Below are 25157 nucleotides of genomic sequence, written 5' to 3' on the forward strand. Positions count from 1 at the left end.
GCATACCAAGAATTACAGCATCTAACTCATTCGTAATTTTAGAAACATTCCAGCCATTTTCTTTGGGCAATAAATTGTATTTCGCGAGCCGCGATTTGGAAGGTTCAAAAATTTCATCGTCCGAACCACTTATCAAAAAACCTTTCTTGTGCATCGCAATTGCCAAGTTGTGCATGGCACTTCCACCGATTGCAATAAAATGTACGCGCATATTTTAGAGGGTTGAAAAATTATTTTTTCGAATCAAATGATATTCACTTCTCGTTCTAATTGTACCCCAAATTTTTCTTTTACCGATTGTAAAATTTTTTCTGACAAGTCGAAAATTTCCTTTCCAGTTGCATTTCCATAATTTACCAACACCAATGCTTGATCTTTGTGAATGCCCGCATCTCCATACGTTTTGCCTTTCCAACCACATTGTTCAATCAGCCAACCGGCAGCTAATTTTATTTCCTGTTCCGAATTTTTATACCCAACTATTTCTGAAAAATTATTTTTCAGCGCATTGAATTTCTCAACATTCACCACTGGATTTTTAAAAAAACTTCCGGCATTACCAATCTTATTTGGATCGGGCAATTTGCTGCTGCGAATAGTACAAACCGCTTTACTTATCACACCAATTGTCAGTTCTGAAACATTCATTGTTTCCAATTCCTTTTTGATAGCTCCGTATTCGATATTAAATTTTGGTTTTTTATTTAAACGAAAAGTAACGGACGTAATCAAGTATTGATTTTTTAATTCGCGTTTAAAAACACTTTCTCTGTATCCAAAACGACAATCTTTATTTGAGAATGTATGAATTTTTTTTTCGTGAATGTGCAAGGCTTCTAATTCATAAAAAACATCTTTTAATTCTGCGCCGTAAGCACCGATATTTTGCATCGGACCTGCTCCCACATTTCCAGGAATCAAAGATAAATTTTCTATACCTGCGTAATTTTTTTCAATACAGTACATCACAAACTGATGCCAAACAAGGCCTGCGCCTGATTTTACGTAATAGTAATCCGTATCTTCTTTTATCAATTCAATGCCTTTGATATTATTTTTCAGAACAAGCCCAGAGAAATTTTTAGTGAAAAGCAAATTGCTTCCGCCACCGATTATCAAAAGCGGATTTTTTTTTGCGATTGGATTATCAAGGATTTCGAGTGTTTCTTCAACAGAATTTATTTCTGAAAAATAATTCGCGAAAGCATTTATGCCAAACGTATTAAAATTTTTAAGCGAATAATTTTCTTTCATTTCCGATTACAAAGTACAACACAAAGTAATAAGGAAATAATGGAAGGAGCAAGTTTTTTTCGTTTGAAAAATTATTTTTTTGAACGCTTATTTTTCCTTCTTCAAAGTGAAAGAAAAAAGCGATCCGATACCTTCCGTGCTGTCCACAGAAATGGTTTGTCCATGCGCTTCTAAAATATGTTTCACAATCGCAAGACCAAGTCCGGTGCCGCCTTGCTCGCGTGAACGACTTTTATCTACACGGTAAAAACGCTCAAATAAACGTGGCAAATGTTTATCAGGAATACCAATTCCGTTGTCTGAAATTTCGGTTGTTATCTGATTTTCGTGTTCATAAAAACGAACATTTGTTTCACCATTTTCTTTTCCATATTTGATGGAATTGACGATGAGATTGGTAAACACTTGACGAATTCGGAATTTATCGGCGTTCACAAACAAAGGTTTTGTTTCTTTTAATCGCAACGAAATATGTTTGGTGCTCGCTTGCATTTCTTCTGCTTCCAATACATCTTTTACTAATTCCACAATGTCGAAACGTTCCGGGTCGAGCTGTAAATCGCCTGTTTCAAGTTGAGAAATGGCTTCCAAATCTTCCACAATACGAATCATCCGTTCCACGCTTCTTTCTGTTTTTGAAAGAAAAGAACGATTAGTTTCTGGCTCGTTCATCGCTCCGTCAAGCAACGTAGAAACATAGCCCTGTATGTTGAAAATAGGCGTTTTCAGCTCGTGCGAAACATTTCCTAAAAACTCTTTTCGGTACAATTCCAATTTGTGCAATTGTTCCATTTCTACTTTTCGTTCGTTTACCCAATCCAATACTTCGGCGTGTAAATTTTCTAATAATTCTTGCGGACAATATATGTCATCCTTCGGAAAATCTTTTTTTCGAACACTCTGAATCGTTTGGTAAATACCACTTACATTTTGATGAATGTGTTTTCTGAAAAAGAAAAGAGAAAGGAAAAAGGATGCAAAAAAAGAAATAAATACCACAAAATAAATCGTATAATTCGATTCTTGTTGTGGAAAAATAAAGTAAAAAATAAATAGCAAAAGTCCCGTAATGAAAGCAACACAAAGCGAAGTAAGTAAAGAAATTTTTTTTAGACTTCTGTTTTTCATACTAATTTTTACGGTGAAAAAAATTAAAATTCAAATTTATATCCGATTCCTTTTACGGTACGAATGTAATTTTCGCCCAATTTTTCGCGCAATTTTCGGATGTGTACATCAATCGTCCGATCGCCCACCACTACATCGTTTCCCCACACTTTAGAAAGAATATTTTCGCGCGTAAAAACTTTTCCTGGTTTGGAAGCAAGCAAGGCTAATAATTCAAATTCTTTTTTCGGAAAAAAGATTTCTTCGCCTTCTTTTACCACCAAATATTTTTCGCGATCAATAATAATTCCGTTTAATTCGATGAGGTGATTATTCGGTTCTGTTTCTGAATTTCTGCGTAAAAGTGCTTTCACGCGACTCATTAAAACTCTTGGTTTAATTGGTTTTGTGATGTAATCATCTGCGCCTACATCAAAACCTGCAATCTGAGAATAGTCTTCGTTTCGAGCGGTTAAAAAAGCAACGACAGTATTTTTCAGCGCATCATTTTTTCGTATTTCAATACAGGTTTCGATGCCATCCATATTGGGCATCATCACGTCTAAAATAATTAAGTGCGGAAATTCTTTTTTCGCAATTGTCAAAGCATCTTTTCCGTTGCCTGCGGTATAAACGGAATAGCCTTCTTTTTTAAGATTGTAGCCGACAAATTCCAAAATATCTGGCTCGTCATCTACCAACAAAATTTTGTAATCACTGTTTGCTGACATTCAGTTTATTTTTGTGTAAAGATAATTTTATTTTGGAGGCTACAGATTAAGCGAATGTTATCAGAACATTAATTTACTGTTTCAAAAAATAATTTTTTGAATGTCTTCTGGTGTGTCAATCGCAATGGATTCAAGCTCTGTAACAGCTGCTTTAATTTTATATCCATTTTCTATCCAACGCAATTGTTCCAACGATTCGGCTATTTCCAAAGACGATTCTTCGAGTTGAGAAAGCTCCTTCAAAATAGTTGCTTTGTAGGCATAAATGCCGATGTGCTTGTAGTAAAAATAATTTTTCAGCCAATCTTCTTGAGGCTTTCCGCGATAAAACGGAATAGCAGCGCGACTAAAATAAACAGCTTCGTTGAGTTTATTTAAAATCACTTTTGGTGTATTTTGATTTTGTAATTCTTCAATAGTTTTGATGCGTTTTACGAGCGTTGCAATTTGCGTATTTTCATTTTTAAAGCAACTCGCTACCAAATCAATTTGTTCGAGATGAATAAATGGTTCGTCGCCCTGAATATTAATGATAACAGCATTTTCCGAGAGATCTAATTTATCTGAAACTTCCGCACAACGATCTGTTCCGCTACGATTTTTTTCGCTCGTCATTACCACTTCTCCGCCAAAATTTTTCACACAATTTTCGATGCGTTTATCATCCGTTGCAACAATAACTTTCGAAAGCGATTTCGCTTTTTTGGCTTGTTCAAAAACCAATTGAATCATCGGTTTTCCGTTAATAATCGCCAAAGGTTTTGCAGGAAAACGTGTAGAGGCAAAACGTGCAGGAATGATTCCGATAAATTCCATTTGAAAAATTATTTTTTTGAAGCTAAAGATATTGAATTTTTGGTTCTTTTTTTTTGATGAAAAATGATTTAACTTTGGTTTATTGAAATTGATATACAAATATGAGTTAAACAAAACGCTGTGTTAGACGAAAGATGCCATATTAAAAAGAAAAGATAAATTATGAAAAAAGATTTGTATCAGCTTATAATAGTATTAGGAATCGGCGGATTAGCTGTATTTATTATGCAGTTTAGTTTAGATATTGGAATCGTTGTACTTGGAATTTCCGCCTACTTTACAGTCTTTGTTTTTAAGTGGGACAGTGTGTATGCGCGTGCGTGGGGTATTATCGTTTTTATTATGGCGTTATTTATACTTATTTCTTGGATATGGACATACATTTTACAACCATTAATTGCTTGGTTATAGCCAACAGCACAAATCAAAAAAACAGAAGCAGTTTCCTTTAAAAACTTTTTATTTTTTTCTCGATAGCGGAAGTAGAAAAACCTTCCAGAAAAGAAATTGTTTTTACAATGCCTTTATTTTTGCGAATAATATCGGAACCAATAATGTATTTTTTATTTTTCGGATCGGTTTCGTTGGCATCGTAATCCGCGCCTTTTACCAATACATCTGGCAAAATTTGTTGGATGAGATGTTGCGGAGTGGCTTCGTCAAACAGAATAACAGCACTTACAAAATGTAGGGAAGCGATTATCATGGCGCGCGAATGTTCGTCTTGTATCGGTCTGCTATTGCCCTTTTCGAGCATTTTTACGGAGCTGTCGGAATTTATGGCAACAATTAATTCGTCGCCCAAATCGGCAGCTTTCGCGAGATAATCAATGTGCCCGAGATGTAAAATATCGAAACAACCGTTCGTGAAAATTATTTTTTTGCTTTTCATCCGCCATATAGCGAGCGTGCGTTGCAAAACATCAATGGGAAAAATTTTTTTCTGAACGATGTCAAGTACCGATTGTGGCGTTGTTTCCATTTTTGCGTTTGTTTAAAACTGCCAGTAAAATTAAGGAAAGTAATCCGAAAAAAAGAATGGTACCAAATTGCGAAAGCCAAGTGAGCCAACCCAAAGTGTAACCAATATTTGCATTCACTCCATATAAAAGCAATACTTGTTTCATCGCAAACGGATACGCGCCAATGCCGCCAGGCGTAAGCATTACCATAAATGTACCGAAAATAAATACGGTGAGAATATCAGGAACAGTAAGATTGGTGGTTTGATCCAAACTGAAAAAGCAAACGTGCAACATCAAATAATACAATATCCAAATGAAGAAAGAATAGAACCAAAACAAAAATGGTTTCTTGATATTACGGATGGATTTTAAGCCTCCAGAAAAACCTTTCAGTATGTTTTTTACTTTATCGAAAAATGCGCCTTTGAATTTTTTTCGGAAAACAAAAATGCCAATTATCAAAGCAAAAAAAACTACTCCGATAAAAACAAAAAAAAGTATTTTCCCACTCGAAAAATGATTTGTTTCCGCACTGATAATAGGAAAAATAGATGTTTGCATGTATCCGTAAATAGTTTTGAATTGTAAAATAAACATTGCGATAATAAATAAAAAAAATACCAACACGTCTATAATCCGTTCTACAATTACTGTTCCGAACGATTCGGCAAAAGGAATATTTTCATAGCGACTTAAAATTCCGCAGCGCGTAGCTTCTCCGATTCTAGTCATGGCGTAATTGGCAAGATAACCCACCATTACAGCAAAAAAAGTATTTGATAATTTTGGGTGATGTCCGAGCGGCTCGAGCAACATTTTCCATCGAATGGCGCGAATCACATGGCTTATTAAACCGATGAAAACAGAAAGTATAATCCAGCCGTAACGCACATTGTGCAAGGCGTTGGTGATATCAGAAATATCTTTTGAAGAAAGTTTTGAAACAGAAATCCAAATTAAAAAAATGCCAAGCGATAAAAATAGCAACACTTTTACGATGGACAGCAGTTTTTGCTTCAACGTTTATTTTTTTAGTGCGTTTGTTTTCGAATCTGGGAAAACTACAGCCGGCTTGTGTTTTTTAGCCATTTCGAAATCCATTTCGGCATACGAAAGAATAATTACTTCGTGCCCTACTTTTACTTTTAATGCTGCCGGACCGTTTAAACAAATAGTTCCTGAGCCTCGTTTTCCTTTTATCACATACGTCACAAAACGCTCGCCGTTGTTGTAATCCAGCACATGTACTTGTTCGTTTTCAATGAGGTTTACAGCGTCCATCAAATCCTCGTCAATGGTTACGCTTCCGATATAATCCAGCTCCGCTTGCGTTATACGTACGCGGTGAATTTTCGATTTTAAAACATTTATTTGCATAGCGGCTGCAAAACTAAGGAAATAAAATAATATTATCTATAAGTCGGATGCTGCCCAATTGTACCGCGATGCACAACACAACGCTTTTGTTATTTTCATAATTATCAATGGCAATAAGCGTTTCGGCATCACAAATTTCGGCGTATTCCAATCGAAAAAAGTCACTTCCGAAAAATTTTTTTTCGAGCACGTTTTTTAAATCAGTTACGGAATAGTTTCGAAAATTATTTTTTGCGAACAACAACGTTTCATAAATAAACGACGCTATTTTTCGCTCATCCGCCGAAAGGCGTACATTGCGTGAACTCATTGCCAATCCATCGTTTTCGCGCATAATGGAACACGAAATAATTTGAATCGGCAATTGTAATTCGCGCACCATTTTTTTGATAATTGCCAATTGCTGAAAATCTTTTTCGCCGAAATAGGCTTTTTGCGGATTCACAATTTCGAACAATCTGCTTACCACATTAACAACGCCGCTAAAATGCCCCGGTCGCTGCTTTCCTTCCATAACTGTATCTATATTTCCGAAATTAATTTTTGATGCTTTTTGCGGAAAAGTAAAAAAATCCATCGTCGAAAAATTATTTTTTTCAGGATAGATTTCTGCCGTTTCCGGAATAAATAAAATAGCACAATTGGCTTGCTCTAAAAGCTTTTTATCGGCATCCAGCGTACGCGGGTAATTTTTTAAATCAGATGCTTCATTAAACTGCGTAGGATTTACGAAAATACTGCAAACCACCACGTCGTTTTCTTGCTTCGCTTTTTCAATTAAAGAAATATGTCCGGCATGCAGCGCACCCATCGTAGGCACAAAACCAATGCTTTTCGTGTTTTTTCGAAAAAAATCAAGGTGCTTTTGTAACTCTTTTATGGAAGAAAAAACATTCATCGGAGAATTTGAATATCTATAAACGATTGACAGTTAGTATTTTAATTCTATTTTATCGTGCATACTTTTATCCGAGCGGGCAAAGCTAAACGAAAACTTGAATCTTTGCTAAAAAATGTTTACTTTTGTATGTTTTTATAAAATCTCACCTAAATAATACCTCATGAAAAAGAAGACAAGGATTTTATTTGTTTCGCAAGAAATTACGCCTTATTTGGATGAAAGTCCGATGGGACTTATCGGTCGCCATCTTCCACAAGGAATTCAGGAAAGAGGAAAAGAGATTCGCACATTTATGCCCCGTTACGGTTGCGTAAATGAACGCAGAAACCAATTGCATGAGGTGATTCGCCTTTCGGGAATGAATCTCATCATCAGTGAAAATGATCATCCATTAATCATCAAAGTTGCTTCTATTCAGGCGGCAAGGATGCAAGTTTATTTTATAGATAACCACGATTATTTCGAACGAAAGTTTACGCATTCCGACAAAAAAGGAAAGTTTTTTGAGGACAATGATGAGCGTTCCATTTTTTATTGTCGCGGCGTTATTGAAACTGTTAAAAAATTAGGTTGGGCGCCAGATGTGGTGCATTGCCAAGGTTGGATGACTAGTTTAATGCCTTTGTATTTGAAAAAAGCATTCAGCGATAATCCTTTGTTTGCCAACACAAAAATTATTTATTCGATTTACGATGATGAATTTACAGACAGTTTGCACAAAGATTTTTCTAAAAAATTAACCTTGGAAGGAATCGGTAAAAAAGAATTGGATTTATACAAAGATCCAAATTTTGTGAACATTACAAAATCTGCTATTAATCACTCGGATGGCGTTATAAAAGGCAGTGAAAAATTAAATCCTGAAATAGAAAAACATCTTAAAAAAAGTGGTAAACCCATACTCAATTATCAATCCATGGAAGAATACATTGATGCTTATTCGGATTTTTACGATGCAGTGTTGGAAGAAGAAGCAGTATTGGCAGATTGATAATTTATTTATGACTGAGAATAAACAAAAACAATTCATTTTGCGGGCGCGTTTGTCCGCGAAATTTTTTTTAGGGTGCATTTGTTTCGCAATATTGGGAATAACTTCTTGTACCGAATCTGGAGTAATTGGAGTAAACGTCCAACCGAAATCCGATTTATTGAATGTGGCGTATAAAGATACAACCACCTTGATTGCTTATTCTGTGCGAGAGGATTCTATTCCAACCAGCAATACTTCTTTTAATTTACTGGGTAGCTACAATGATCCTGTTTTTGGATATTCGTCTGCCTCTATTTACACACAAGTGCTATTACCAAATGGCTTAGCAAATGTGAATTTAGGTCCTACTGGACAAATACTCGATTCTGCTGTTTTAGTCTTACCTTATGGCTTGTATTACTACGGAAATTTGGATCCTCAAACTGTACAAGTATATCAAGTAACACAAGATTTTTACAACGATAGTACTTATTACTCTTCTCGTAATTTAGCCACAGGAGCTTTGATTGGCAGCCAACTTGTGTTTCCTCAACCAACAATTGGAAGCATCGTAAATGGAGTGAGTCAAGAGCCGCAACTTCGTATTCGTTTGAATACAGCTTTTTTCGAATCGACTTTTTTGAGGAGTCCAGATTCTAATTTAGTGAGTAACGCCGCCTTCGTTAATTATTTTAAAGGAATATACATTACCCCTGCTAATGGTCATCAATACCAACACCAAGGAGCTATTTTGACGTTTAATTTATTAGACCCTATTTGCGGAATTCAGTTGTATTATCGGAATCCAAAAACACCTCCATACTTGAGTGCCAATACAATTACATTCTCTATTAATGGCAGTTCTGCGCGTTTCGGACATTTTTACCACAATTATCGCGGAACATCTGTTTTAGCGCAATACTCAGACACCACTTTGGGAACCAATAATGTCTATGTGCAATCCATCGCGGGAGTAAAAACGGAAATTAAAATTCCACACTTACAAAATTGGACAGACTCTGGAAAAATAGTTGTCAATAAAGCCGAATTTGACATCAGCGTTAATGCTGCTTATGCAGACAATAGCTATCTAGCTCCTACACAAATGTATTTAGTTGCTATTGATTCCATGGGTAAAGAGGAAATACTCCCAGATCAAAATGTAAGTTCCAATTATTTCGGTGGAGTTTATAATACTGCCAATTCCACCTACACATTCGATATTGCCCGCTACGTACAACAAGTGTTAAATGGGCATTTGAAAAACAGAGGACTTTATTTAGTTGCCGGAGGAAGTGCTGTAAATGCCAACCGTGTTGTTCTTTATGGAGGTTCAAAAACAAATCCGGGAAAAATGCGATTGCGATTAACCTATACAAAATTATATTGAAATGTGTGGAATTGTTGCTTACATCGGTCAAAAAGAAGCGTATCCCATTTTAATAAAAGGCTTACACCGCCTTGAATACAGAGGATACGACAGCGCAGGAGTTGCCTTATTGAATAAAAAAGGCGAACTAAATGTTTACAAATGCAAAGGAAAAGTTGCCGAGCTCGAAAAATTTATTTCCGGAAAGGATAAAGAAGGAATTATCGGTATTGGGCATACGCGTTGGGCTACACACGGCGAACCAAATGACGTGAATGCACATCCGCACCATTCCGAATCAAAAGAGTTGGTTATTATTCACAACGGAATTATTGAAAATTACGCACCACTGCGCGCGGAATTGAAAAAAAGAGGACATCATTTTTTGAGTGATACCGATACGGAAGTATTGATCCATCTCATCGAAGATGTGCAACAAAATTTAAAAACAGATTTAACAGAAGCCGTAAGAATCGCGCTGAATCAAGTAATTGGCGCTTACGCGATTGTTGTTTTATCAAAAAATAATCCGAACGAATTAATTGCTGCAAAAAAAGGCAGCCCATTGGTTATCGGAATTGGAGAAGATGAATTTTTTCTTGCTTCGGATGCCACACCCATTGTGGAATATACAAAAAACGTAGTGTATTTGGAAGACGAAGAAATCGCCATCATCACAAGAGGACAAAAACTCAAGTTAAAAACGATTAAGAACAAAGAAAAAATTCCTTACATCCAAGAATTGGAAATGAAATTGGAAACGCTGGAAAAAGGCGGCTTTGATCATTTCATGCTGAAAGAAATTTACGAACAACCACGTTCCATACACGATAGCATGCGCGGCAGACTGAGCGCCGAGAAGGGAACGGTTATTTTAGGCGGAATTATTGATTACGAAAAAAAATTTTTGAACGCTAAACGAATTATTTTCGTGGCATGCGGAACCTCTTGGCACGCAGGACTTGTAGGCGAATATCTTTTTGAAGATTTAGCACGCATTCCGGTGGAAGTAGAATACGCCTCTGAGTTTAGATATCGGAATCCGATTATTTATGAAAGCGATGTAATCATCGCCATTTCACAATCCGGTGAAACTGCTGATACATTGGCAGCCATCACATTGGCAAAATCAAAAGGCGCTACTATTATTGGCGTTTGTAATGTGGTTGGTTCTTCTATTGCACGCGCTACAGACGGCGGATCATATACACATGCTGGTCCAGAAATTGGCGTTGCATCCACCAAAGCATTTACCGCACAAGTTACCGTTCTTACCTTGATGGCTTTGCGAATCGCTCATTTAAAAGGAACTATTTCCGAATCAAAATTCCGACAATTATTAAACGAATTAGAAGCAATTCCTGAAAAAGTAAAAAAGGTTTTATTACTGAATGACAAAATAAAATTCATTGCTGACAATTATAAAAAAGCACGCAATTTCCTTTATTTAGGCAGAGGATATAGTTTTCCAGTTGCCTTGGAAGGTGCGTTAAAATTAAAAGAAATTTCGTACATCCATGCCGAAGGTTATCCTGCAGCAGAAATGAAACACGGTCCAATTGCCTTGATTGACGAGGAAATGCCGGTAGTGGTAATTGCTACAAAAGGTTCGTCTTATGAAAAAGTGGTGAGCAATATTCAGGAAGTAAAAGCGCGCAAAGGAAAAATTATTGCCGTGATTACCGAAGGCGATACTGTGGTGAAAGAAATGGCGGATTATGTTATTGAAATTCCGGAAACAGACGAAATTTTGGTGCCACTTATTTCTGTTATTCCTTTGCAATTACTTTCGTACCACATCGCTGTAATGCGCGGTTGTAATGTAGATCAGCCACGAAATTTGGCAAAATCAGTAACGGTAGAATAAATTTATTTTCCACTTTTTATTTTCTCTTTCGAGAAACTTTTTTTCAAAAATCAATGTCTAAGAAAAAAATAGTTTTAGCGATAACAGGTGCGAGCGGTTCGATTTACGCAAAAGTATTACTCGAAAAATTATCCGCTTTAAGCGCGCAAATAGAAACGGTTGGCGTGATAATGAGCGACAATGCCAAAGAAGTTTGGAAACACGAACTCCAAAATAATGACTTCGAAAAAATAATTTTTCAGACCTACGAAAAAAATAATTTTTACGCGCCCTTTGCATCTGGTTCTGCGCGTTACGATACGATGATTATTTGTCCGTGTTCGATGGGAACTTTGGCGCGTATTGCTTCCGGAATTTCAAACGATTTAACTACGCGTTCGGCAGACGTAATTTTAAAAGAGCGCAGAAAATTAATTTTGGTAACGCGCGACACTCCGCTGAATTTGATTCACATCAACAATATGAAAACGATTACCGAAGCAGGCGGAATTATTTGTCCAGCAAGTCCTTCCTTTTACAGCAATCCGAAAACATTGGACGAATTAGCTGCCACTGTTATTGATCGCGTACTCGACCTTTGCGGATTAGAACAAAAAACTTTTCGCTGGAAAGAATAAATTATATCGAAGAAAAAAAGTTTTTCAAAAAAATAATTTTTCGAAGATGAATTTTGGAAGAAGATTTTATCGTTCAAAAAAATAATTTTTCAAACGATTATACTCTAAATCCTATAATCAGCATATCATCCACTTGTTCTAAGTTTCCTCTCCATTGTTCTATTGTTTTGGAAAGAATGTTTTTTTGTTCGTCCATCGACAAATTGCTTATTTCGGTGATAATTTCTTTAAATCTATTCACTTTGAATTTCTTGCCTTCTGGTCCGCCGAATTGATCGGCATAACCGTCCGAAAACAAATAAATCATGTCTCCTTTTTCAATTGCCATGGTGTGGTTCGAGAATTTTTGTTCGAGTTCGTGGTAACTTCCAATAGCAATATTATCTCCTTTTATTTCTTGCACATTTTTATTTCTAACTAAATACATTGGATTATAAGCGCCTGCAAACTGAATTTCTTTTTTCTCAAATTGAATGGAGCAAAGCGCTAAATCCATACCATCTCGGAGTTTATTTGTTTCGGAAGTTTGCTTAAAGGCTTCGCTTATTCCTTTGTTTAAACGATCTAAAATTTTTGCTGGTTCTGTTCCTTCTGCATCCACCGATTGCTTCAATAAGTTGTATCCTACGATGCTCATAAATGCGCCTGGAACACCGTGCCCAGTACAATCCACAGCGGCAATTAAAATACGATCCGATTTTTTATCTATCCAATAAAAATCTCCACTCACAATGTCTTTCGGTTTATACAACACAAACGAATTCGGGAGATACGCTTTTATCAGCCTTTCCGGAGGCAAAATCGCTTCTTGAATTCGTTTTGCATAGCGAATACTGTCCGTAATATCTTTGTTTTTTTCGGCGAGTTCTTCGTTTTTAACTGCTAATTCGATGGTGCGTTCGGCTACTTTTTGTTGCAATTCTTTTTGAGATTTTTTAAGATTTCGAGTTCTCATTTTATCAAATCCATAAATCGCAAATACAATTAAAATGAGCATCAGAATATAAAAAATAGCGGTTTGCCAAAAAGGCGGCGCTACAAAAAAGGAATACGTTGCTGGCTTGCTGTCCCACAAACCATCGTTATTACACGCACGCACCATGAATGTGTAATTTCCGGGAGGAATATTGGAATACGTTGCCTCGTTCAGTACGGTAAATCCGGGCGACCAATCTTTATCAAATCCTTCTAATTTATACTGATACAACACTTTTTGCGGACAAGTCAAACTAATACCCACAAACTGAAACGTAAGATGATTTTGATTGTAGGCAAATTTCGCATTCGTAGGAAAAGTGGTGTCCTTCATAAAAATTTTTAATCCGCTGATAACCGTATTCGGCTCCACCGTATTGGGTTTATCTTCTGAAAGATTAAATTTTAAGGCACCCATAATAGTTCCGAACCACAAATTGTGATTGGCATCCATACAAACGGCATTCGGATTATTTTCAACACCTAAAAATCCTTCGTCTTTTCCGTAATGGAATACCTGATTGGTTTTGCTGTCTATTTTATCTATTTCGCGACTGTTTCCTATCCAAATATTATTTTCTTTGTCTGCAATTACGGAGTACGGAGAATCGCTGCTTAAGCCGTTACTTGTGTTAAAATTGGTAAATGTTTTTCCGTCGTATTTATACAAACCGCCGCCATACGCGCCAAACCAAAGGTTGTGATTTTGATCTTCCGTAATACACAAAATAAAACGATGTGTAATTCCGGTGGATTCATCAAAGGTTTTAAAGCTCGTTCCGTCGTACATCGAAAGATATCCGCCCAAAGCGCCAAACCATAAATCGCCTTTGCTGTCTTTAAAAATGCGATAAATATTATCACCGCCCAAGCCGTCGGCGGCAGAATAATTGCGAAACGAATTAGTTTGCGGATCAAATTTGGACGCGCCTTCCTTCGTGCCAAACCACATATTTCCCTTGTTGTCTTCGTTAATTGCATACACCACATTTCCAGCTAAACCGTCGTCTTTGGTATACGTTTTAAATTTCTTTTTTCCGAAAGGTAATTCACATACGCCGCCAAATCCGGTACCAAACCATAAATTGTGTGCGTTGTCTTCGTACATCGAAAGTACCACATTGCTTGACAATCCATCTTCTGCGGTATAATTCACAATTTTATGTTCTTCTTGTTCGTTCACCGACGATTTCGAAAAAATAATTTTTGAAACGCCATTATTCGTGCCCAACCAAATATTCCCTTCGTGATCACACAAAACCGACCACACCAAATTATTTACCAATCCATCTTGCTCATCGTACAATTGAAAACGCTCACCGCGATATTGATTTAATCCGAGATCCGTTCCAATCCACACATTTCCTTCTTTATCTTGAAACACCACTTTCGCATTGAAATAACTCAAGCCTTGTTTCGTACTGTACGTTTTAAAAATAGCTTTTGAAATGGCTTCTTCTCTGTCGGACGATGCGTAAGGAATCACTTTCGTAACGCCGCCGCCAGTAGTTCCAATCCAAACGGAATGATCGCGATCTTCACAAATACTTTCAATGAAATCCGACTCTAAATTATTTTGAGAATTGATAGAAGGAATTTTTTTATCCAATGCCTTTTCGGGATATTTTGCTGAAAAACCATCGGGGATTTGCAGCACAGAAACGCCTGCGTCAGCCGTTCCTACCCACATTTCATTTTTATTAACCAATGTCAAAGCCGTGATGTGATTACTCGAAAGTCCTTTGTCGGTGTTGAGTTGCGAAAAAGAAGCGGAAGAACTCAAATCAAATTTCGGGTCGTAAATCGTGATCCCATTATCCGTTGCCATCCAAATATTTCCTTTATTATCTTTACAAAGCGCATACACATTATCGCTCGCTAAACCGTCTTTTTTAGAAAGCGAAATCATGGTGTTGGATGCTGGGTCGTGAATAAAAATTCCTGCACCTTCTGTAGCAATCCAAAATTTTCCATTTCCATCTTCTAAAATCGAGGTAATTGTTTTAAAGCGCGTGTATTGATCGAGGTTTAAATCCACAATTTTTTTCGTCTCCGCATTGTATCTCGATACACTTCCCGCCCAATGCCCAAACCAAATATTTCCGTTTTTATCTTTGTAAGAAGTAGTTACCCAATCTTCCGCCAAACCATCTTTTTTAGAATAGGTTTTAAACGTTCTTCCATTGTATTTGGTCAAGCCAGAAAGTGTTCCAATCCAAAGATTTCCTTCGTTGTCCTGAACAATCGATTGCACCTGCGATTGCGGCAAACCCTGTTCTACTCCATAATGAATAAAACTGGTTGTTTGTGCCTCTATTTTTTCGGATAAAAATAGCACAAAACTCCAGAGAAAAAGGAGCGAAAAAAATATTTTTTTGATTACCATGCGGACGTATATTTTGAAGTTTCTTGGATGTATCTTGTTACATTAATTTCGACATTGTCTTTGTAATAATATTCGCTTCCCCAAACGTAGGATTCTCTGCGGTAAGAAATTATTTTTTTGCCGAGTGTAACCGTAATTGTTTTTACATTTTTGAGAAACCCTGGAACTTCCATCACCGCAACGCTTGGCGCTTCTTCCATTTGATACGAATGAATGTCTGGCACTTTTTTCTGCTCGTTTATTTTGATGGAGCGTTTCGCAAATGCCGCCGCCTGAATCAAGCCTTTTATTTCTTGCTCTTGTACTTGCTCATTGATAATAGTTTCTTTTTGTTTTTTTTCTTCCTGCTTATGCAATCCGTTTGATTTTGATTTTAATTCCGCTTCTCTTCGCAAGGTTTCAATGACAGAATTACTTTCGGCAACGGCTTTCATTTTTTCGTATTTTTTTTCTTTCTCGATGCGTTCATTTTCGGCAACGGCTTTCAATAAATCATTTTCGTATTTCGAACGAATACCTGCATTTTTTTTCGCTAATTCTGCTTTTGCTTCTTTTTCTTTTTCTAATTTGATTGCGTCTGTTTCCATGCTTTCCGAAGGATTTTTATCGCTCTCTTTTGTCTTTAAGTCCGTTTCTTCGCTTGATTTTAATTTCGCTAATTCAGCCGCATCTTTTTGCGCACGTTGTTGTGCCGCCAATTGCTTTGCGGCGTCCGATTTTGATTTGTCATCGGCGGCTTTTTGCGCTGCCAATTTATCTTGTTCTGCTTTTTCTTTTGCCCGCTTTTCCGCCAATGCTTTGGCTTCCGCATCGTGATCTATCAACAATCCGTTTGCAAATTGTTTCAGATAATCTTCGTCATCCATAAACGTATTTTTGCCATCAAAAATCACTTTTGTAAAAGGATTTTTGTATTTCGAAACATTTACATCCGCATTTCCTGCTTCGAAAAAAGGGACTTCAATTTCGTATATCGGAAAAATATTTTCTTTGTCTGTTGGGATAGTTGCCATCACCAGCAAACTCATGTTTACTGCGCCTTCGGCAGAAAAAGTAATTTTATAATTCGCACCGAAATCCAGAAAAAATTTGAATTTTCCATTTTTCCCGGTGGTAAGTTGCGTTTGTTTTTCGGTATTTTTGTACAACGTTACCACTGCGCCAGAAAGCGGCTTGTTGTTCTTCAAACATTTTCCGTCAAACTCCAAATAGCCCACTACTTTATGTTGCGCCGAAACAACAATCGCACTTCCGAAAAGCACGAACAGCAACAAAAGCAAGCGCTTAAAAAGTGTTTCGAAAAAATATTTTTTCAAGGGCATAAAATAGTTTCTCGATTATTGCGCCTAAAATTTAGCAACGAAAGATAAACTTTTTTCGGAAGATAAAAAACTTGAGTTAATTATATTAAAGTGAGTACTTGAAAATAGTGCCAAAACTATTTAGTCCGCCAGCATTAGTCATTCCATACAATACGTTGTTTGAAAGAACCAAGGAACCATGTGGAAACGCGCCCGGAGAAGCAGTAGTACTGAAATTGACCAAATTGGTAAACCCAGTACCTCCCGTACTTATAGAAAAAACATCTCCTCCAGCAGCTGTTCCGCCATCGGTTGTCATACCATACAGGGTGCTTCCGTTAATTATAAAAGTGCCATAAGGCGTAGAGCCATTTATTCCTGTAAAATCGAATGAGTCGGTAAAGCCTGTGCCAGTGGTGCTTACAGCATATACATTACCAAGGCTATTGGCTCCTCCCGCATTAGTCATTCCATACAATGTAGTTCCTGATAGAATTACTGAACCGTCGGGGTTGGCACCATTGGTTCCAGTAAAAGTAACCAATTTAGTAAAAATTTTGCTGCTAATAGTGTATGAGAATACAGTTCCGTCGTTGGCAGATCCGCCGCCCAAATAAGCGGTTCCGTATAATACGCCATTGGCAAGTGCTAATGTGCAATATGGCTCCATGCCAGTTGTTCCGCTATTAAAGTCATATAGGTCGGTATAAACATTTCCAGTAAGGTTGAAGGAAAAAATATTTCCGAGTCCATTTGCTCCTCCAGTCGGCGTTGTTGCATAGAGGGTGTTTCCGGAAACGGTTAAACCGCCTTGAGGATGAACACCGTCGTTTGCAGTGCTTCCAAAAGCGTGAAGTATACTAATTGCACCTCCGCTGGTGCTTATGGAAAATATAACGCCAGCGCCATTAGCGCCACCCTGTGGTGTCATGCCATACAGGGTGCTGCCAATAATTATTAAATCACTGCTAGGTCCACTGCCATCTGCTGTGCCTCCTGCGAAATCATGTAAATCAGTATATCCTGTTCCGTTAGTTTGAATAGAGAAAATGTTTCCAAGTCCATTTGTTCCGCCAGCTGATGTCATTCCGTATAAGATGGTACCCGAGAGAATTAATGAGCCGTAGGGATTTTGTCCGGTTGTTGAAGTAAAGTTGAAAAGATTTGTAAATGTTCCTCCACTTGGTGTAACTGGCGTAGATGGTGTGGATGTTGAAGTAGGGGTATCTGATTTTTTACACGAAGTAATTACTACGATTGATAGAAGGATAAGACTTAGTTTTTTCATCTCTTAGGTTTGGAATTAGGTGCGATTTTTTAGCTGCAAACAAAAGTATCAAAAAAATGTTACGTTGGCATATAATTTTGGAGAAAGCACGAACAACAGCAAAAGAAAGCGTATCAAAAGTGACTTCGAAAAAATAATTTTTCAAAGCTCCTTTTATAAGAAGGTTTTTTATTCTGATTTTCGGATATCCTTTAATACCAATTGCAACGAAACGTTTCCGTTCCATTCATTTTCCTCAATAGAATAACAAATATCAAACGATTTTTTTTCTGAAACGTGTTGATAATATTGCCCCATATTAAATCCAATCGCCGAAAAATTATTTTTTGGAGCGCTTGAATTTCCAATCATTATTTTCAAATGATTTACGCCTACAATACTTGGATTTCCGACACTTATAACATTTTTTGAGATAAAAATCGGCGTCATATTTTGCGGACCAAATGGTGCAAATTGTTTTAGCAATCGAAAAAATTTCGGCGTAATATCTTCAAATTTTAATTCAGCGTCAATTTCAATTTCTGGCGTTAGCAAACGTTCTTCAATCGTTTCAGAAACAATTTTTTCAAATCGTTCCATAAAAATTTTCACATTTTCCAATTTCATTGTCAAGCCTGCCGCATATTTATGTCCGCCAAATTGTTCGAGTAAATCGCCGCATTTTTCAATCGCGTAATACACATCAAAATCTTTTACCGATCGCGCGGAGCCTGTTGCCATTCCTGACGATTCCGTTAAAATAATCGTAGGGCGATAATATTTTTCTATCAAGCGCGAAGCCACAATTCCGATAACGCCTTTGTGCCATTCGGGATAAAAAAGTACGGTTGTTTTCCTGTCCACCATTTCCGCATCTTCTTCAATCATATCAATGGCTTGCTGCGTAATTATGGTGTCGATATTTTTACGTTCCGAATTGGTGATGTTGATGTTTCTACCCGAATCCAATGCGTTTTCTTCTTTCTCCGAAATCAATAATTCAACGGCTTTTTTTCCGCTTTCCATGCGGCCAGCAGCGTTAATGCGCGGGCTAATTACAAACACAATATCCGTAACGGAAAGTTCTTTTTTGAGATTATTTAATTGTAAAATTGCTTTTATTCCTGGTCGCGGCGCGGTATTCAACTGTTTCAATCCAAAATGTGCAAGAATTCTATTTTCGCCTACAATTGGTACAATATCCGCAGCAATACTAATCGCAACCAAATCCAAATAAGCGTTTAATTCACTCGTCGAAAAATTATTTTTTTGAGTGTAAGCTTGCACTAATTTGAATCCAATTCCGCAACCGGAAAGTTCATCAAAAGGATACGTGCAATCTGCGCGTTTAGGATCGAGCACCGCAACAGCATTGGGAATCTCATCTCCTGGACGATGGTGATCGCAAATAATAAAATCGATGTTTTTTTCGTTTGCGTACTTTATTTTTTCATTCGCTTTGATGCCGCAATCCAACGCAATGACGAGCGAAAAATTATTTTTTTGAGCAAAATCAATCGCCGCAAAAGAAATTCCGTAACCTTCCGAATAACGATCTGGAATGTAATAATCTATTTGAGAAAATATTTTTTTGAAAAACGCATAAACCAATGCTACAGCGGTTGTCCCGTCTACATCATAATCTCCGTAAATTAAAATTTTTTCCTTTTTTGCAAGTGCTTTTTCAATTCGCAGAATGGCTTTGTCCATGTCTTTCATCAAAAAAGGATCGTGTAAAAAACTCAATTGCGGACGAAAATAAAATTTTGCTTCGTCGTAATTGTGTACGCCGCGTTGCACCAATAAATTCGCTGTTATTGAATCTATTTTGAGTTCTTCCGCCAGATTTTCCACCAACGTTTTATCTCCCGCTTTTTTGATTTCCCAACGTTTTTCCATCCTCAAAAAAATATTTTTTTCAATCTCGTTTTACGGAATTTTTTTTCACAATTTGAATTTGCTTTTGAATGGATTCTTTATGTATCGCTTCTAATATTTCTTTGATAAAATCTTCGCTTAAACCCAATGTTTCAGCCATTTTTAATTGCCTGTTTAAAATGCTTTCCCATCTTTTTATTTGAAGAACAGTTACGTTATTATCGCGTTTGTATTCCCCAATTTCTTCCGCAATTTCCATCCTTTTTGCAAGCGATTGAAACAATTCATCGTCGATCTCATCCATCAAAACACGCAGTTGTTCTAACCTATTTTTAAATTCTTTATTGTGTGAATTTGGATTTTTTACAATTAAGCCCTTCATTAATGCTGCGAGTTCGTCGGGCGTAATTTGTTGCTGCGCATCGCTCAAAGCCTTGTCGGGATGGATGTGCGACTCAATCATCAAGCCTGCCATATCCATATCAAGCGCTTTTTGAGCAACGGATGCTAGCAAATTCCTTTTCCCACAAATGTGGCTGGGATCGCAGATAATGGGCAGTTCCGGAAAAAAAAGTTTTAGCTCAATCGGAATTTGCCATTGCGGATCATTTCGATATTTTGTTTTTTTGAACGCAGAAAAACCTCTGTGAATAGCAATTAGCTTGGTAATTCCTGCTTGGTTAATTCTTTCCAAAGCGCCCATCCATAACTGAACATCTGGATTAACGGGGTTTTTCACCATCACCGGAATATCAACATCTTTTAATGCATCGGCTATTTCTTGCACAGAGAAAGGATTTGCGGTCGTGCGCGCTCCAATCCAAAGTACATCAACGCCGCCTTCCAAAGCTTCGTGAACGTGATGCGCATTCGCCACTTCCACGGCAGTGAGCAAACCCGTTTCTGCTTTCACTTTTTTTAACCATTGTAATGCGATGGATCCCGCTCCTTCAAAGGAATTTGGGCGTGTGCGCGGCTTCCAAATTCCAGCGCGAAAAATACTTACTGCCGTTTTTTTTTTCAATTCCAGTGCCGTTTCCAACACTTGTTTTTCGGTTTCGGCACCACAGGGACCGCTTATTAATAAAGGATTTCCGGCATTTGGCAGCCAATCGCGCAAGGCGCTTATTTTTAATGTAGGATGTTGGTTCATTTTTTTTGCGCGTACGCCTGCAAAAGCAAATCGATGTCCACCATCATTCGGTTAATATCCGTAGAATCCGTGCCATCGTACAATCCGCGAATGTGTTTTTCTTTGTCCACCAACGAAAATTCTTTCGGATGTAAAAAATCATCCGCGCCGCCATCACCTTGCGAAACAGAAGCAAAATAAGACGTGCGCGCCAAATCATAAATTTCCTTTTTATCGCCAGTAACCAAATGCCATTGGTTCGGATCCGCATCGTGCAACTTCGCGTAAGCCGCTAAAGCAGGCACAGAATCGCCGACAGGATTGACGGAATACGAAATAAATTTTACGTATGAATTGTTTTTATATTTTTTGAAAACGCGTTCCATTTGAGAAGACATCTGCAAACATTGACCTTGGCAAGTGGTGAAGAAAAAATCAGCGACGTAAATTTTATTATCAAAATCCTTTTGAGAAATCTTTTTTCCGCTTTGGTCAATCACATTAAAATCGCCTACGCGATGATAAACCGTATCGCGCTTGTATTGCCCATTTACGAGTGCAGAATCTACTTCTTTTGGGCCGTAATACGGCAAATAATGCATGGGTTTTGGGTGCGCGGAAATAAAATAGCCGATGCCAAGCGCCACAATTGCAGAAAAAACAAGGATGATATTGGTGGTTGATTTTTTCATGACGAGAAATTTTTTTCGCGACAAAATTACTCAAAGAACAGAAGGAAAGCTATTTATTCCGTCGAAAAATTAATTTTTCGACACTGTTTTTTGAACTCAAAAATTGGTCTCAAAAAAATAATTTTTCAAACGCATTTTTGGTCTATTTATTTTTTGCTTTTAACGACCAAGTAAAAAAGAATTCTGCGACTGTATCGCCTGCTTCATCCACGCCAACTGATTTTACATCAATTGTTATTCCACTTTCATTTTGCTTTGCTTGTTGAATGGCTTCCGAAATTAATTTGCCATCCGAACACGTAAAAGAAATTTTTCCAACTGCTTTTTTAAAAAATGAAGATTGATTTTTTGTTACCAACATCGAAATTTTTGGAGATGAATTATAAATGCCGTTCATTACCAATAATCCCGTACTTATTTCTGCCGCCATCGCCAAACAGGCAAAGTAAATAGAACGAAAAGGATTTTGTGTGAGCCACGAAAACTGAATGCTTAAAATTGTTTTTTCTGCCGAAAATTCTTTTACCCGAATGCCCGCTAAATAAGCCATTGGCAAGGATTTTAGCAAATACATGCGAAATAGAAAATTATTTTTTACAACTTTTCGAAATTTCAAATTCAATCGATTTTAAATTATTTTTGCAGTAAAAATCAGCTTCAAAAAAATAATTTTCTATCTCGTTTTTTCAATTCGCAAACCAACATCCATAATTTCAGGAAGTTGTTCGGCGCGCATCGCTTGTTGGTACTCAAAAATATAATTTCCAGTATGCGGAAAACGCACATTTTTTTTGAAGAGAATTTGATTGTCCCAAATATCGCCTAAGCCGCTACCCAACCATTTTCCATTTTGATCGGCAAGTGTACATTCCAAGGTATCCGTTGCTTTTCCTCCGTCTGGGAAACGAGTGGTGATAAACAAAAAAATATTTCGGTAAGGATAATTATCTGTATTGCGAATATTCACATAAAAATTAGTAGGAGTAACGGTATCTGTAATGTTTACTTGAAATTTCAACACGTTTTTTGCGTCCCAAGTATCGTCCGGAATTTTTTGATTTTGTTCGAACACTCGATTTTTATCGCAAGAAGAAAATGTGATTAAAATCAATCCTAAAAAAAAAGCCGTCCGAAAAAATATTTTTTTCGTCATGGTTTTGGAGCCGTTTTTACAAAAGGTTTTTTGCGTTTTTTGTTTTTGTGTTTTTTTCGTTTTTGATCAAAGCGCGTCAAACTGTCTTGTCCAACCACATTTTCATAATCCAGTTTTTTCTCCACAACAACAGGTGCTTGCTCTTTCACAAATTCTGCCGGAAATTTTCCACCTTTGTTCATTTCAATAATTTCGTTTACTCGCGTTACTTCAATCGGAATAAATTTATCCGGCTCGGAAGTATACGAATACCAAATGATTCGACGAAAAATATCTGTTTTCTGATGAAATGCTTTTCCTTTTTCGGATTCAATTTTGAGAGAAGTGTCCGGAAAATCTTTCAGCGCATCCAAATAACTATCTAATTCATAATTGAGACAACATTTTAATTTTCCACATTGTCCAGCAAGTTTTAAAGGATTCAGCGAAAGCTGCTGATAACGCGCCGCACCGGTAGTAACCGAACGAAAATCGGTAAGCCAAGTAGAGCAACACAATTCGCGCCCACAAGATCCAATTCCACCTAAACGACTCGCTTCTTGTCTGGCGCCAATCTGACGCATTTCAATTCGCACTTTAAATTCATCCGCCATTAATTTTATCAATTCCCTGAAATCAACGCGTTCATCGGCTGTGTAGTAAAAAATAGCTTTTGTTTTATCGCCTTGATATTCTACATCGCTAATCTTCATGTGCAATTTTAAGCGAACAGCAATGGTGCGCGCACGGTGCATTGTAGTGTCTTCCAAAGCTTGTGCTTCTTTCCATTTATCAATATCTACCGATTTTGCTTTGCGATATATTTTTTTGATTTCAGGAGAAGTGTCAGAAACATTTTTTTTATTCATTTGCAAACGAACTAATTCTCCGGTAAGAGAAATAATTCCAATATCGTGTCCGGGGGAAGCCTCAACAGCTACCACATCTCCAACGGCAAGTGGTAAATCGTTCACATTGCGACAAAATTCTTTTCGACTATTTTTAAAACGGATTTCTACACAATCATTTTTGGGCTGACCTTTCGGTAATTCCATGTTGGCAAGCCAATCAAAAACGTTGAGTTTATTACAACCACCTGTTCCGCAAGAGCCGTTATTGTTGCAACCCGCAGGCACTCCGCTGGTAGCAGTACTACATCCTCTTCCGGTTGAACAACCTCCGCATCCCATGATTTTATGTGTTAGAAAATTATTTTTTAAAAGCCCAAAGTTATGATTTTTTTATGTTGAGCAATTCATTGATTTTAAAAGCCAAATCGGTGAATAATAATTTGGGATTTGCGTTTCGTTCCAATTGCAAACAGGCGCTGTTTATTTCATCAATAAATTTCTCCAAATTATTTTCATGAATGAAGGGCGAAAAGTTTTTTACGAACGCCAATTCTTCATTTTCTGTTCGCATTAATTCTGTTCCCGTATAACTGTACATCATGCATTCCCGTAGTAAATGCAACACGTAATGTAAAAAATTCTTTTGTTCTTCTCTTCCCAACGCCGCCATTTGATTGTTCCATTCCACCACTTTTACACCGTTAAATTTCAAGCACATGCGCATCCATTCGCGGAAGAGTGAAAAATTATTTTCGTTGCTGCTTCCTTCGCGTAAAAACTTTAATGCGGAATTGTAATTTCCATCGGCTAATAAAGCGATTCGGACGGCTTCTGGACGTTCTAAATGCTCGTCTTTTTGAAGTGCGTTACAAATTTCGTCTGTCGAAAGGCGTTTTATTTTTATCAATTGCGTGCGCGAAATAATGGTGCGCAATAAATTTTCTTCGTTCTCGCAAACTAGTAAAAACAAAGTGTTTTCAGTAGGCTCTTCTAATATTTTCAATAATTTATTGGCAGCAGAAACATTCATTTTTTCTGCCATCCAAATCAACATTATTTTGTACGAAGATTCATAACTGGTTAAACTTAATTTTTCTAAAATAGAGGCACTTTCGTCACTGCCAATCATTACTTGTTTATTTTCAGCATCCAACTGTTCTATCCACTGAAAAAGGCTCATGTATGGATTTTCTAAAAATAAATTTCGCCATTTTTCCACTAAACTTTCGCTCGTTTTTACTTCTTTAGAAGTAGCGATGGGATACACTAAATGCAAATCGGGATGTGCCATTTTACTGTATTTGACGCAAGAATTACATTGTCCGCAAGAATCGTTTTCTTGTTTATCCGTACACGAAATAAATTGTGCATACGCCAATGCCAAAGGCAAATTCCCGCTGCCTTCCGGACCTAAAAAAAGTTGGGCATGACTGACACGATTGTTTTTATACGATTGAATTAAACGTGTTTTTACATCTTCCTGACCAATGACGTCTTTGAATTGCATCTCCTTTTATTTTGAAAAACAAAGATAATCGCTTCGGCGGATTGAAAAATTATTTTTTC

The 25157-nt window shown here is 37.2% G+C and carries 24 protein-coding genes; 5 read left to right on the top strand and 19 right to left on the bottom strand.

Going from position 1 to position 25157, the window contains the following annotated elements; translation table 11 throughout:
* The 5 genes from ABIZ51_08140 to kdsB form a co-directional block, all read right to left on the bottom strand.
* Positions 1 to 211: Mur ligase domain-containing protein (locus ABIZ51_08140; GenBank protein ID MEO7088743.1), on the bottom strand; the 211-nt coding region annotated here is incomplete at its 3' end.
* A 32-nt stretch (positions 212 to 243) separates the two neighbouring features.
* On the bottom strand, positions 244 to 1254 hold the full coding sequence (gene murB, locus ABIZ51_08145) for a UDP-N-acetylmuramate dehydrogenase (GenBank protein MEO7088744.1): 1011 nt from the start codon (positions 1252 to 1254) through the stop codon (positions 244 to 246).
* Between the two features lie 87 nt (positions 1255 to 1341).
* Positions 1342 to 2382: an ATP-binding protein gene (locus ABIZ51_08150; GenBank protein ID MEO7088745.1), complete on the bottom strand. Its 1041-nt coding sequence runs from the start codon at positions 2380 to 2382 to the stop codon at positions 1342 to 1344.
* A gap of 23 nt (positions 2383 to 2405) precedes the next feature.
* Positions 2406 to 3092: a response regulator transcription factor gene (locus tag ABIZ51_08155; GenBank protein MEO7088746.1), complete on the bottom strand. Its 687-nt coding sequence runs from the start codon at positions 3090 to 3092 to the stop codon at positions 2406 to 2408.
* An 81-nt stretch (positions 3093 to 3173) separates the two neighbouring features.
* Positions 3174 to 3908, bottom strand: coding sequence for a 3-deoxy-manno-octulosonate cytidylyltransferase (gene kdsB / locus ABIZ51_08160; protein MEO7088747.1), 735 nt, complete (start codon positions 3906 to 3908; stop codon positions 3174 to 3176).
* Positions 3909 to 4133: 225 nt separating this feature from the next.
* On the opposite strand from kdsB, the gene ABIZ51_08165 reads away from it, so the two are divergent.
* Positions 4134 to 4319, top strand: a complete 186-nt coding sequence (locus ABIZ51_08165) for a hypothetical protein (protein MEO7088748.1) — start codon at positions 4134 to 4136, stop codon at positions 4317 to 4319.
* A 37-nt stretch (positions 4320 to 4356) separates the two neighbouring features.
* On the opposite strand, the gene ABIZ51_08170 is transcribed toward ABIZ51_08165, so the two are convergent.
* From ABIZ51_08170 to panC, 4 genes are read right to left on the bottom strand one after another with little or no spacing between them, the layout of a single operon-like run.
* On the bottom strand, positions 4357 to 4890 hold the full coding sequence (locus ABIZ51_08170; GenBank protein MEO7088749.1) for an adenylyltransferase/cytidyltransferase family protein: 534 nt from the start codon (positions 4888 to 4890) through the stop codon (positions 4357 to 4359).
* Positions 4862 to 5893, bottom strand: coding sequence for a lysylphosphatidylglycerol synthase transmembrane domain-containing protein (locus ABIZ51_08175; GenBank protein ID MEO7088750.1), 1032 nt, complete (start codon positions 5891 to 5893; stop codon positions 4862 to 4864). Before ABIZ51_08175 ends, ABIZ51_08170 begins: the two co-directional genes overlap by 29 nt.
* 3 nt (positions 5894 to 5896) lie before the next feature.
* Positions 5897 to 6250 (bottom strand): aspartate 1-decarboxylase, encoded by a 354-nt coding sequence (gene panD, locus ABIZ51_08180; protein ID MEO7088751.1) that lies wholly within the window; start codon positions 6248 to 6250, stop codon positions 5897 to 5899.
* 13 nt (positions 6251 to 6263) lie between these two features.
* Positions 6264 to 7148 (bottom strand): pantoate--beta-alanine ligase, encoded by an 885-nt coding sequence (gene panC, locus ABIZ51_08185; protein ID MEO7088752.1) that lies wholly within the window; start codon positions 7146 to 7148, stop codon positions 6264 to 6266.
* Between the two features lie 163 nt (positions 7149 to 7311).
* On the opposite strand from panC, the gene ABIZ51_08190 reads away from it, so the two are divergent.
* From ABIZ51_08190 to ABIZ51_08205, 4 genes are read left to right on the top strand one after another with little or no spacing between them, the layout of a single operon-like run.
* Complete coding sequence (locus ABIZ51_08190; GenBank protein MEO7088753.1) at positions 7312 to 8142, top strand: glycogen/starch synthase; 831 nt, start codon at positions 7312 to 7314, stop codon at positions 8140 to 8142.
* A gap of 10 nt (positions 8143 to 8152) precedes the next feature.
* Positions 8153 to 9514, top strand: a complete 1362-nt coding sequence (locus ABIZ51_08195; protein ID MEO7088754.1) for a DUF4270 domain-containing protein — start codon at positions 8153 to 8155, stop codon at positions 9512 to 9514.
* Between the two features lies 1 nt (position 9515).
* Complete coding sequence (gene glmS / locus ABIZ51_08200; GenBank protein MEO7088755.1) at positions 9516 to 11360, top strand: glutamine--fructose-6-phosphate transaminase (isomerizing); 1845 nt, start codon at positions 9516 to 9518, stop codon at positions 11358 to 11360.
* A 53-nt stretch (positions 11361 to 11413) separates the two neighbouring features.
* Positions 11414 to 11977: a UbiX family flavin prenyltransferase gene (locus ABIZ51_08205; protein MEO7088756.1), complete on the top strand. Its 564-nt coding sequence runs from the start codon at positions 11414 to 11416 to the stop codon at positions 11975 to 11977.
* A 97-nt stretch (positions 11978 to 12074) separates the two neighbouring features.
* Here the strand turns inward: ABIZ51_08205 and ABIZ51_08210 are convergent, their stop codons facing one another.
* The 10 genes from ABIZ51_08210 to holB form a co-directional block, all read right to left on the bottom strand.
* Positions 12075 to 15338 (bottom strand): two-component regulator propeller domain-containing protein, encoded by a 3264-nt coding sequence (locus tag ABIZ51_08210; protein ID MEO7088757.1) that lies wholly within the window; start codon positions 15336 to 15338, stop codon positions 12075 to 12077.
* Positions 15332 to 16660, bottom strand: a complete 1329-nt coding sequence (locus tag ABIZ51_08215) for a SpaA isopeptide-forming pilin-related protein (protein ID MEO7088758.1) — start codon at positions 16658 to 16660, stop codon at positions 15332 to 15334. Before ABIZ51_08215 ends, ABIZ51_08210 begins: the two co-directional genes overlap by 7 nt.
* Positions 16661 to 16745: 85 nt before the next feature.
* Positions 16746 to 17927 (bottom strand): choice-of-anchor tandem repeat GloVer-containing protein, encoded by a 1182-nt coding sequence (locus ABIZ51_08220; protein ID MEO7088759.1) that lies wholly within the window; start codon positions 17925 to 17927, stop codon positions 16746 to 16748.
* 168 nt (positions 17928 to 18095) lie between these two features.
* Positions 18096 to 19805 carry a single-stranded-DNA-specific exonuclease RecJ gene (gene recJ, locus ABIZ51_08225; GenBank protein MEO7088760.1) on the bottom strand — a complete coding sequence of 570 codons (1710 nt, stop codon included), beginning with the start codon at positions 19803 to 19805 and terminating at the stop codon, positions 18096 to 18098.
* A gap of 19 nt (positions 19806 to 19824) precedes the next feature.
* Positions 19825 to 20937 (bottom strand): chorismate mutase, encoded by a 1113-nt coding sequence (locus tag ABIZ51_08230; GenBank protein MEO7088761.1) that lies wholly within the window; start codon positions 20935 to 20937, stop codon positions 19825 to 19827.
* Positions 20934 to 21608 carry an SCO family protein gene (locus ABIZ51_08235; GenBank protein MEO7088762.1) on the bottom strand — a complete coding sequence of 225 codons (675 nt, stop codon included), beginning with the start codon at positions 21606 to 21608 and terminating at the stop codon, positions 20934 to 20936. Before ABIZ51_08235 ends, ABIZ51_08230 begins: the two co-directional genes overlap by 4 nt.
* A gap of 142 nt (positions 21609 to 21750) precedes the next feature.
* Positions 21751 to 22182, bottom strand: a complete 432-nt coding sequence (locus tag ABIZ51_08240) for a DUF4442 domain-containing protein (GenBank protein ID MEO7088763.1) — start codon at positions 22180 to 22182, stop codon at positions 21751 to 21753.
* Positions 22183 to 22281: 99 nt separating this feature from the next.
* Positions 22282 to 22761 (bottom strand): gliding motility lipoprotein GldH, encoded by a 480-nt coding sequence (locus tag ABIZ51_08245; protein MEO7088764.1) that lies wholly within the window; start codon positions 22759 to 22761, stop codon positions 22282 to 22284.
* On the bottom strand, positions 22758 to 23930 hold the full coding sequence (gene ricT, locus ABIZ51_08250) for a regulatory iron-sulfur-containing complex subunit RicT (GenBank protein MEO7088765.1): 1173 nt from the start codon (positions 23928 to 23930) through the stop codon (positions 22758 to 22760). The genes ABIZ51_08245 and ricT overlap by 4 nt, the downstream gene beginning before the upstream one ends.
* Before the next feature lie 40 nt (positions 23931 to 23970).
* Positions 23971 to 25098 (bottom strand): DNA polymerase III subunit delta', encoded by a 1128-nt coding sequence (gene holB / locus ABIZ51_08255; GenBank protein ID MEO7088766.1) that lies wholly within the window; start codon positions 25096 to 25098, stop codon positions 23971 to 23973.
* Between the last annotated feature and the right edge of the window lie 59 nt (positions 25099 to 25157).

It is taken from the genome of Bacteroidia bacterium (assembly GCA_039924845.1).
In the GTDB taxonomy this organism is placed as follows: domain Bacteria; phylum Bacteroidota; class Bacteroidia; order DATLTG01; family DATLTG01; genus DATLTG01.

What these genes read in the sequence shown, in the direction of transcription:
- ABIZ51_08235 (MEO7088762.1), bottom strand. Translation starts at nt 21,608, where the DNA reads ATGAAAAAATCAACCACCAATATCATCCTTGTTTTTTCTGCAATTGTG.
- ABIZ51_08205 (MEO7088756.1), top strand. Translation starts at nt 11,414, where the DNA reads ATGTCTAAGAAAAAAATAGTTTTAGCGATAACAGGTGCGAGCGGTTCG.
- panD (MEO7088751.1), bottom strand. Translation starts at nt 6,250, where the DNA reads ATGCAAATAAATGTTTTAAAATCGAAAATTCACCGCGTACGTATAACG.
- holB (MEO7088766.1), bottom strand. Translation starts at nt 25,098, where the DNA reads ATGCAATTCAAAGACGTCATTGGTCAGGAAGATGTAAAAACACGTTTA.
- recJ (MEO7088760.1), bottom strand. Translation starts at nt 19,805, where the DNA reads ATGGAAAAACGTTGGGAAATCAAAAAAGCGGGAGATAAAACGTTGGTG.
- murB (MEO7088744.1), bottom strand. Translation starts at nt 1,254, where the DNA reads ATGAAAGAAAATTATTCGCTTAAAAATTTTAATACGTTTGGCATAAAT.
- ricT (MEO7088765.1), bottom strand. Translation starts at nt 23,930, where the DNA reads ATGGGATGCGGAGGTTGTTCAACCGGAAGAGGATGTAGTACTGCTACC.
- ABIZ51_08195 (MEO7088754.1), top strand. Translation starts at nt 8,153, where the DNA reads ATGACTGAGAATAAACAAAAACAATTCATTTTGCGGGCGCGTTTGTCC.
- ABIZ51_08240 (MEO7088763.1), bottom strand. Translation starts at nt 22,182, where the DNA reads ATGTATTTGCTAAAATCCTTGCCAATGGCTTATTTAGCGGGCATTCGG.
- ABIZ51_08210 (MEO7088757.1), bottom strand. Translation starts at nt 15,338, where the DNA reads ATGGTAATCAAAAAAATATTTTTTTCGCTCCTTTTTCTCTGGAGTTTT.
- ABIZ51_08190 (MEO7088753.1), top strand. Translation starts at nt 7,312, where the DNA reads ATGAAAAAGAAGACAAGGATTTTATTTGTTTCGCAAGAAATTACGCCT.
- ABIZ51_08220 (MEO7088759.1), bottom strand. Translation starts at nt 17,927, where the DNA reads ATGAAAAAACTAAGTCTTATCCTTCTATCAATCGTAGTAATTACTTCG.
- kdsB (MEO7088747.1), bottom strand. Translation starts at nt 3,908, where the DNA reads ATGGAATTTATCGGAATCATTCCTGCACGTTTTGCCTCTACACGTTTT.
- ABIZ51_08230 (MEO7088761.1), bottom strand. Translation starts at nt 20,937, where the DNA reads ATGAACCAACATCCTACATTAAAAATAAGCGCCTTGCGCGATTGGCTG.
- ABIZ51_08165 (MEO7088748.1), top strand. Translation starts at nt 4,134, where the DNA reads ATGCAGTTTAGTTTAGATATTGGAATCGTTGTACTTGGAATTTCCGCC.
- glmS (MEO7088755.1), top strand. Translation starts at nt 9,516, where the DNA reads ATGTGTGGAATTGTTGCTTACATCGGTCAAAAAGAAGCGTATCCCATT.
- ABIZ51_08170 (MEO7088749.1), bottom strand. Translation starts at nt 4,890, where the DNA reads ATGGAAACAACGCCACAATCGGTACTTGACATCGTTCAGAAAAAAATT.
- panC (MEO7088752.1), bottom strand. Translation starts at nt 7,148, where the DNA reads ATGAATGTTTTTTCTTCCATAAAAGAGTTACAAAAGCACCTTGATTTT.
- ABIZ51_08150 (MEO7088745.1), bottom strand. Translation starts at nt 2,382, where the DNA reads ATGAAAAACAGAAGTCTAAAAAAAATTTCTTTACTTACTTCGCTTTGT.
- ABIZ51_08155 (MEO7088746.1), bottom strand. Translation starts at nt 3,092, where the DNA reads ATGTCAGCAAACAGTGATTACAAAATTTTGTTGGTAGATGACGAGCCA.
- ABIZ51_08215 (MEO7088758.1), bottom strand. Translation starts at nt 16,660, where the DNA reads ATGCCCTTGAAAAAATATTTTTTCGAAACACTTTTTAAGCGCTTGCTT.
- ABIZ51_08245 (MEO7088764.1), bottom strand. Translation starts at nt 22,761, where the DNA reads ATGACGAAAAAAATATTTTTTCGGACGGCTTTTTTTTTAGGATTGATT.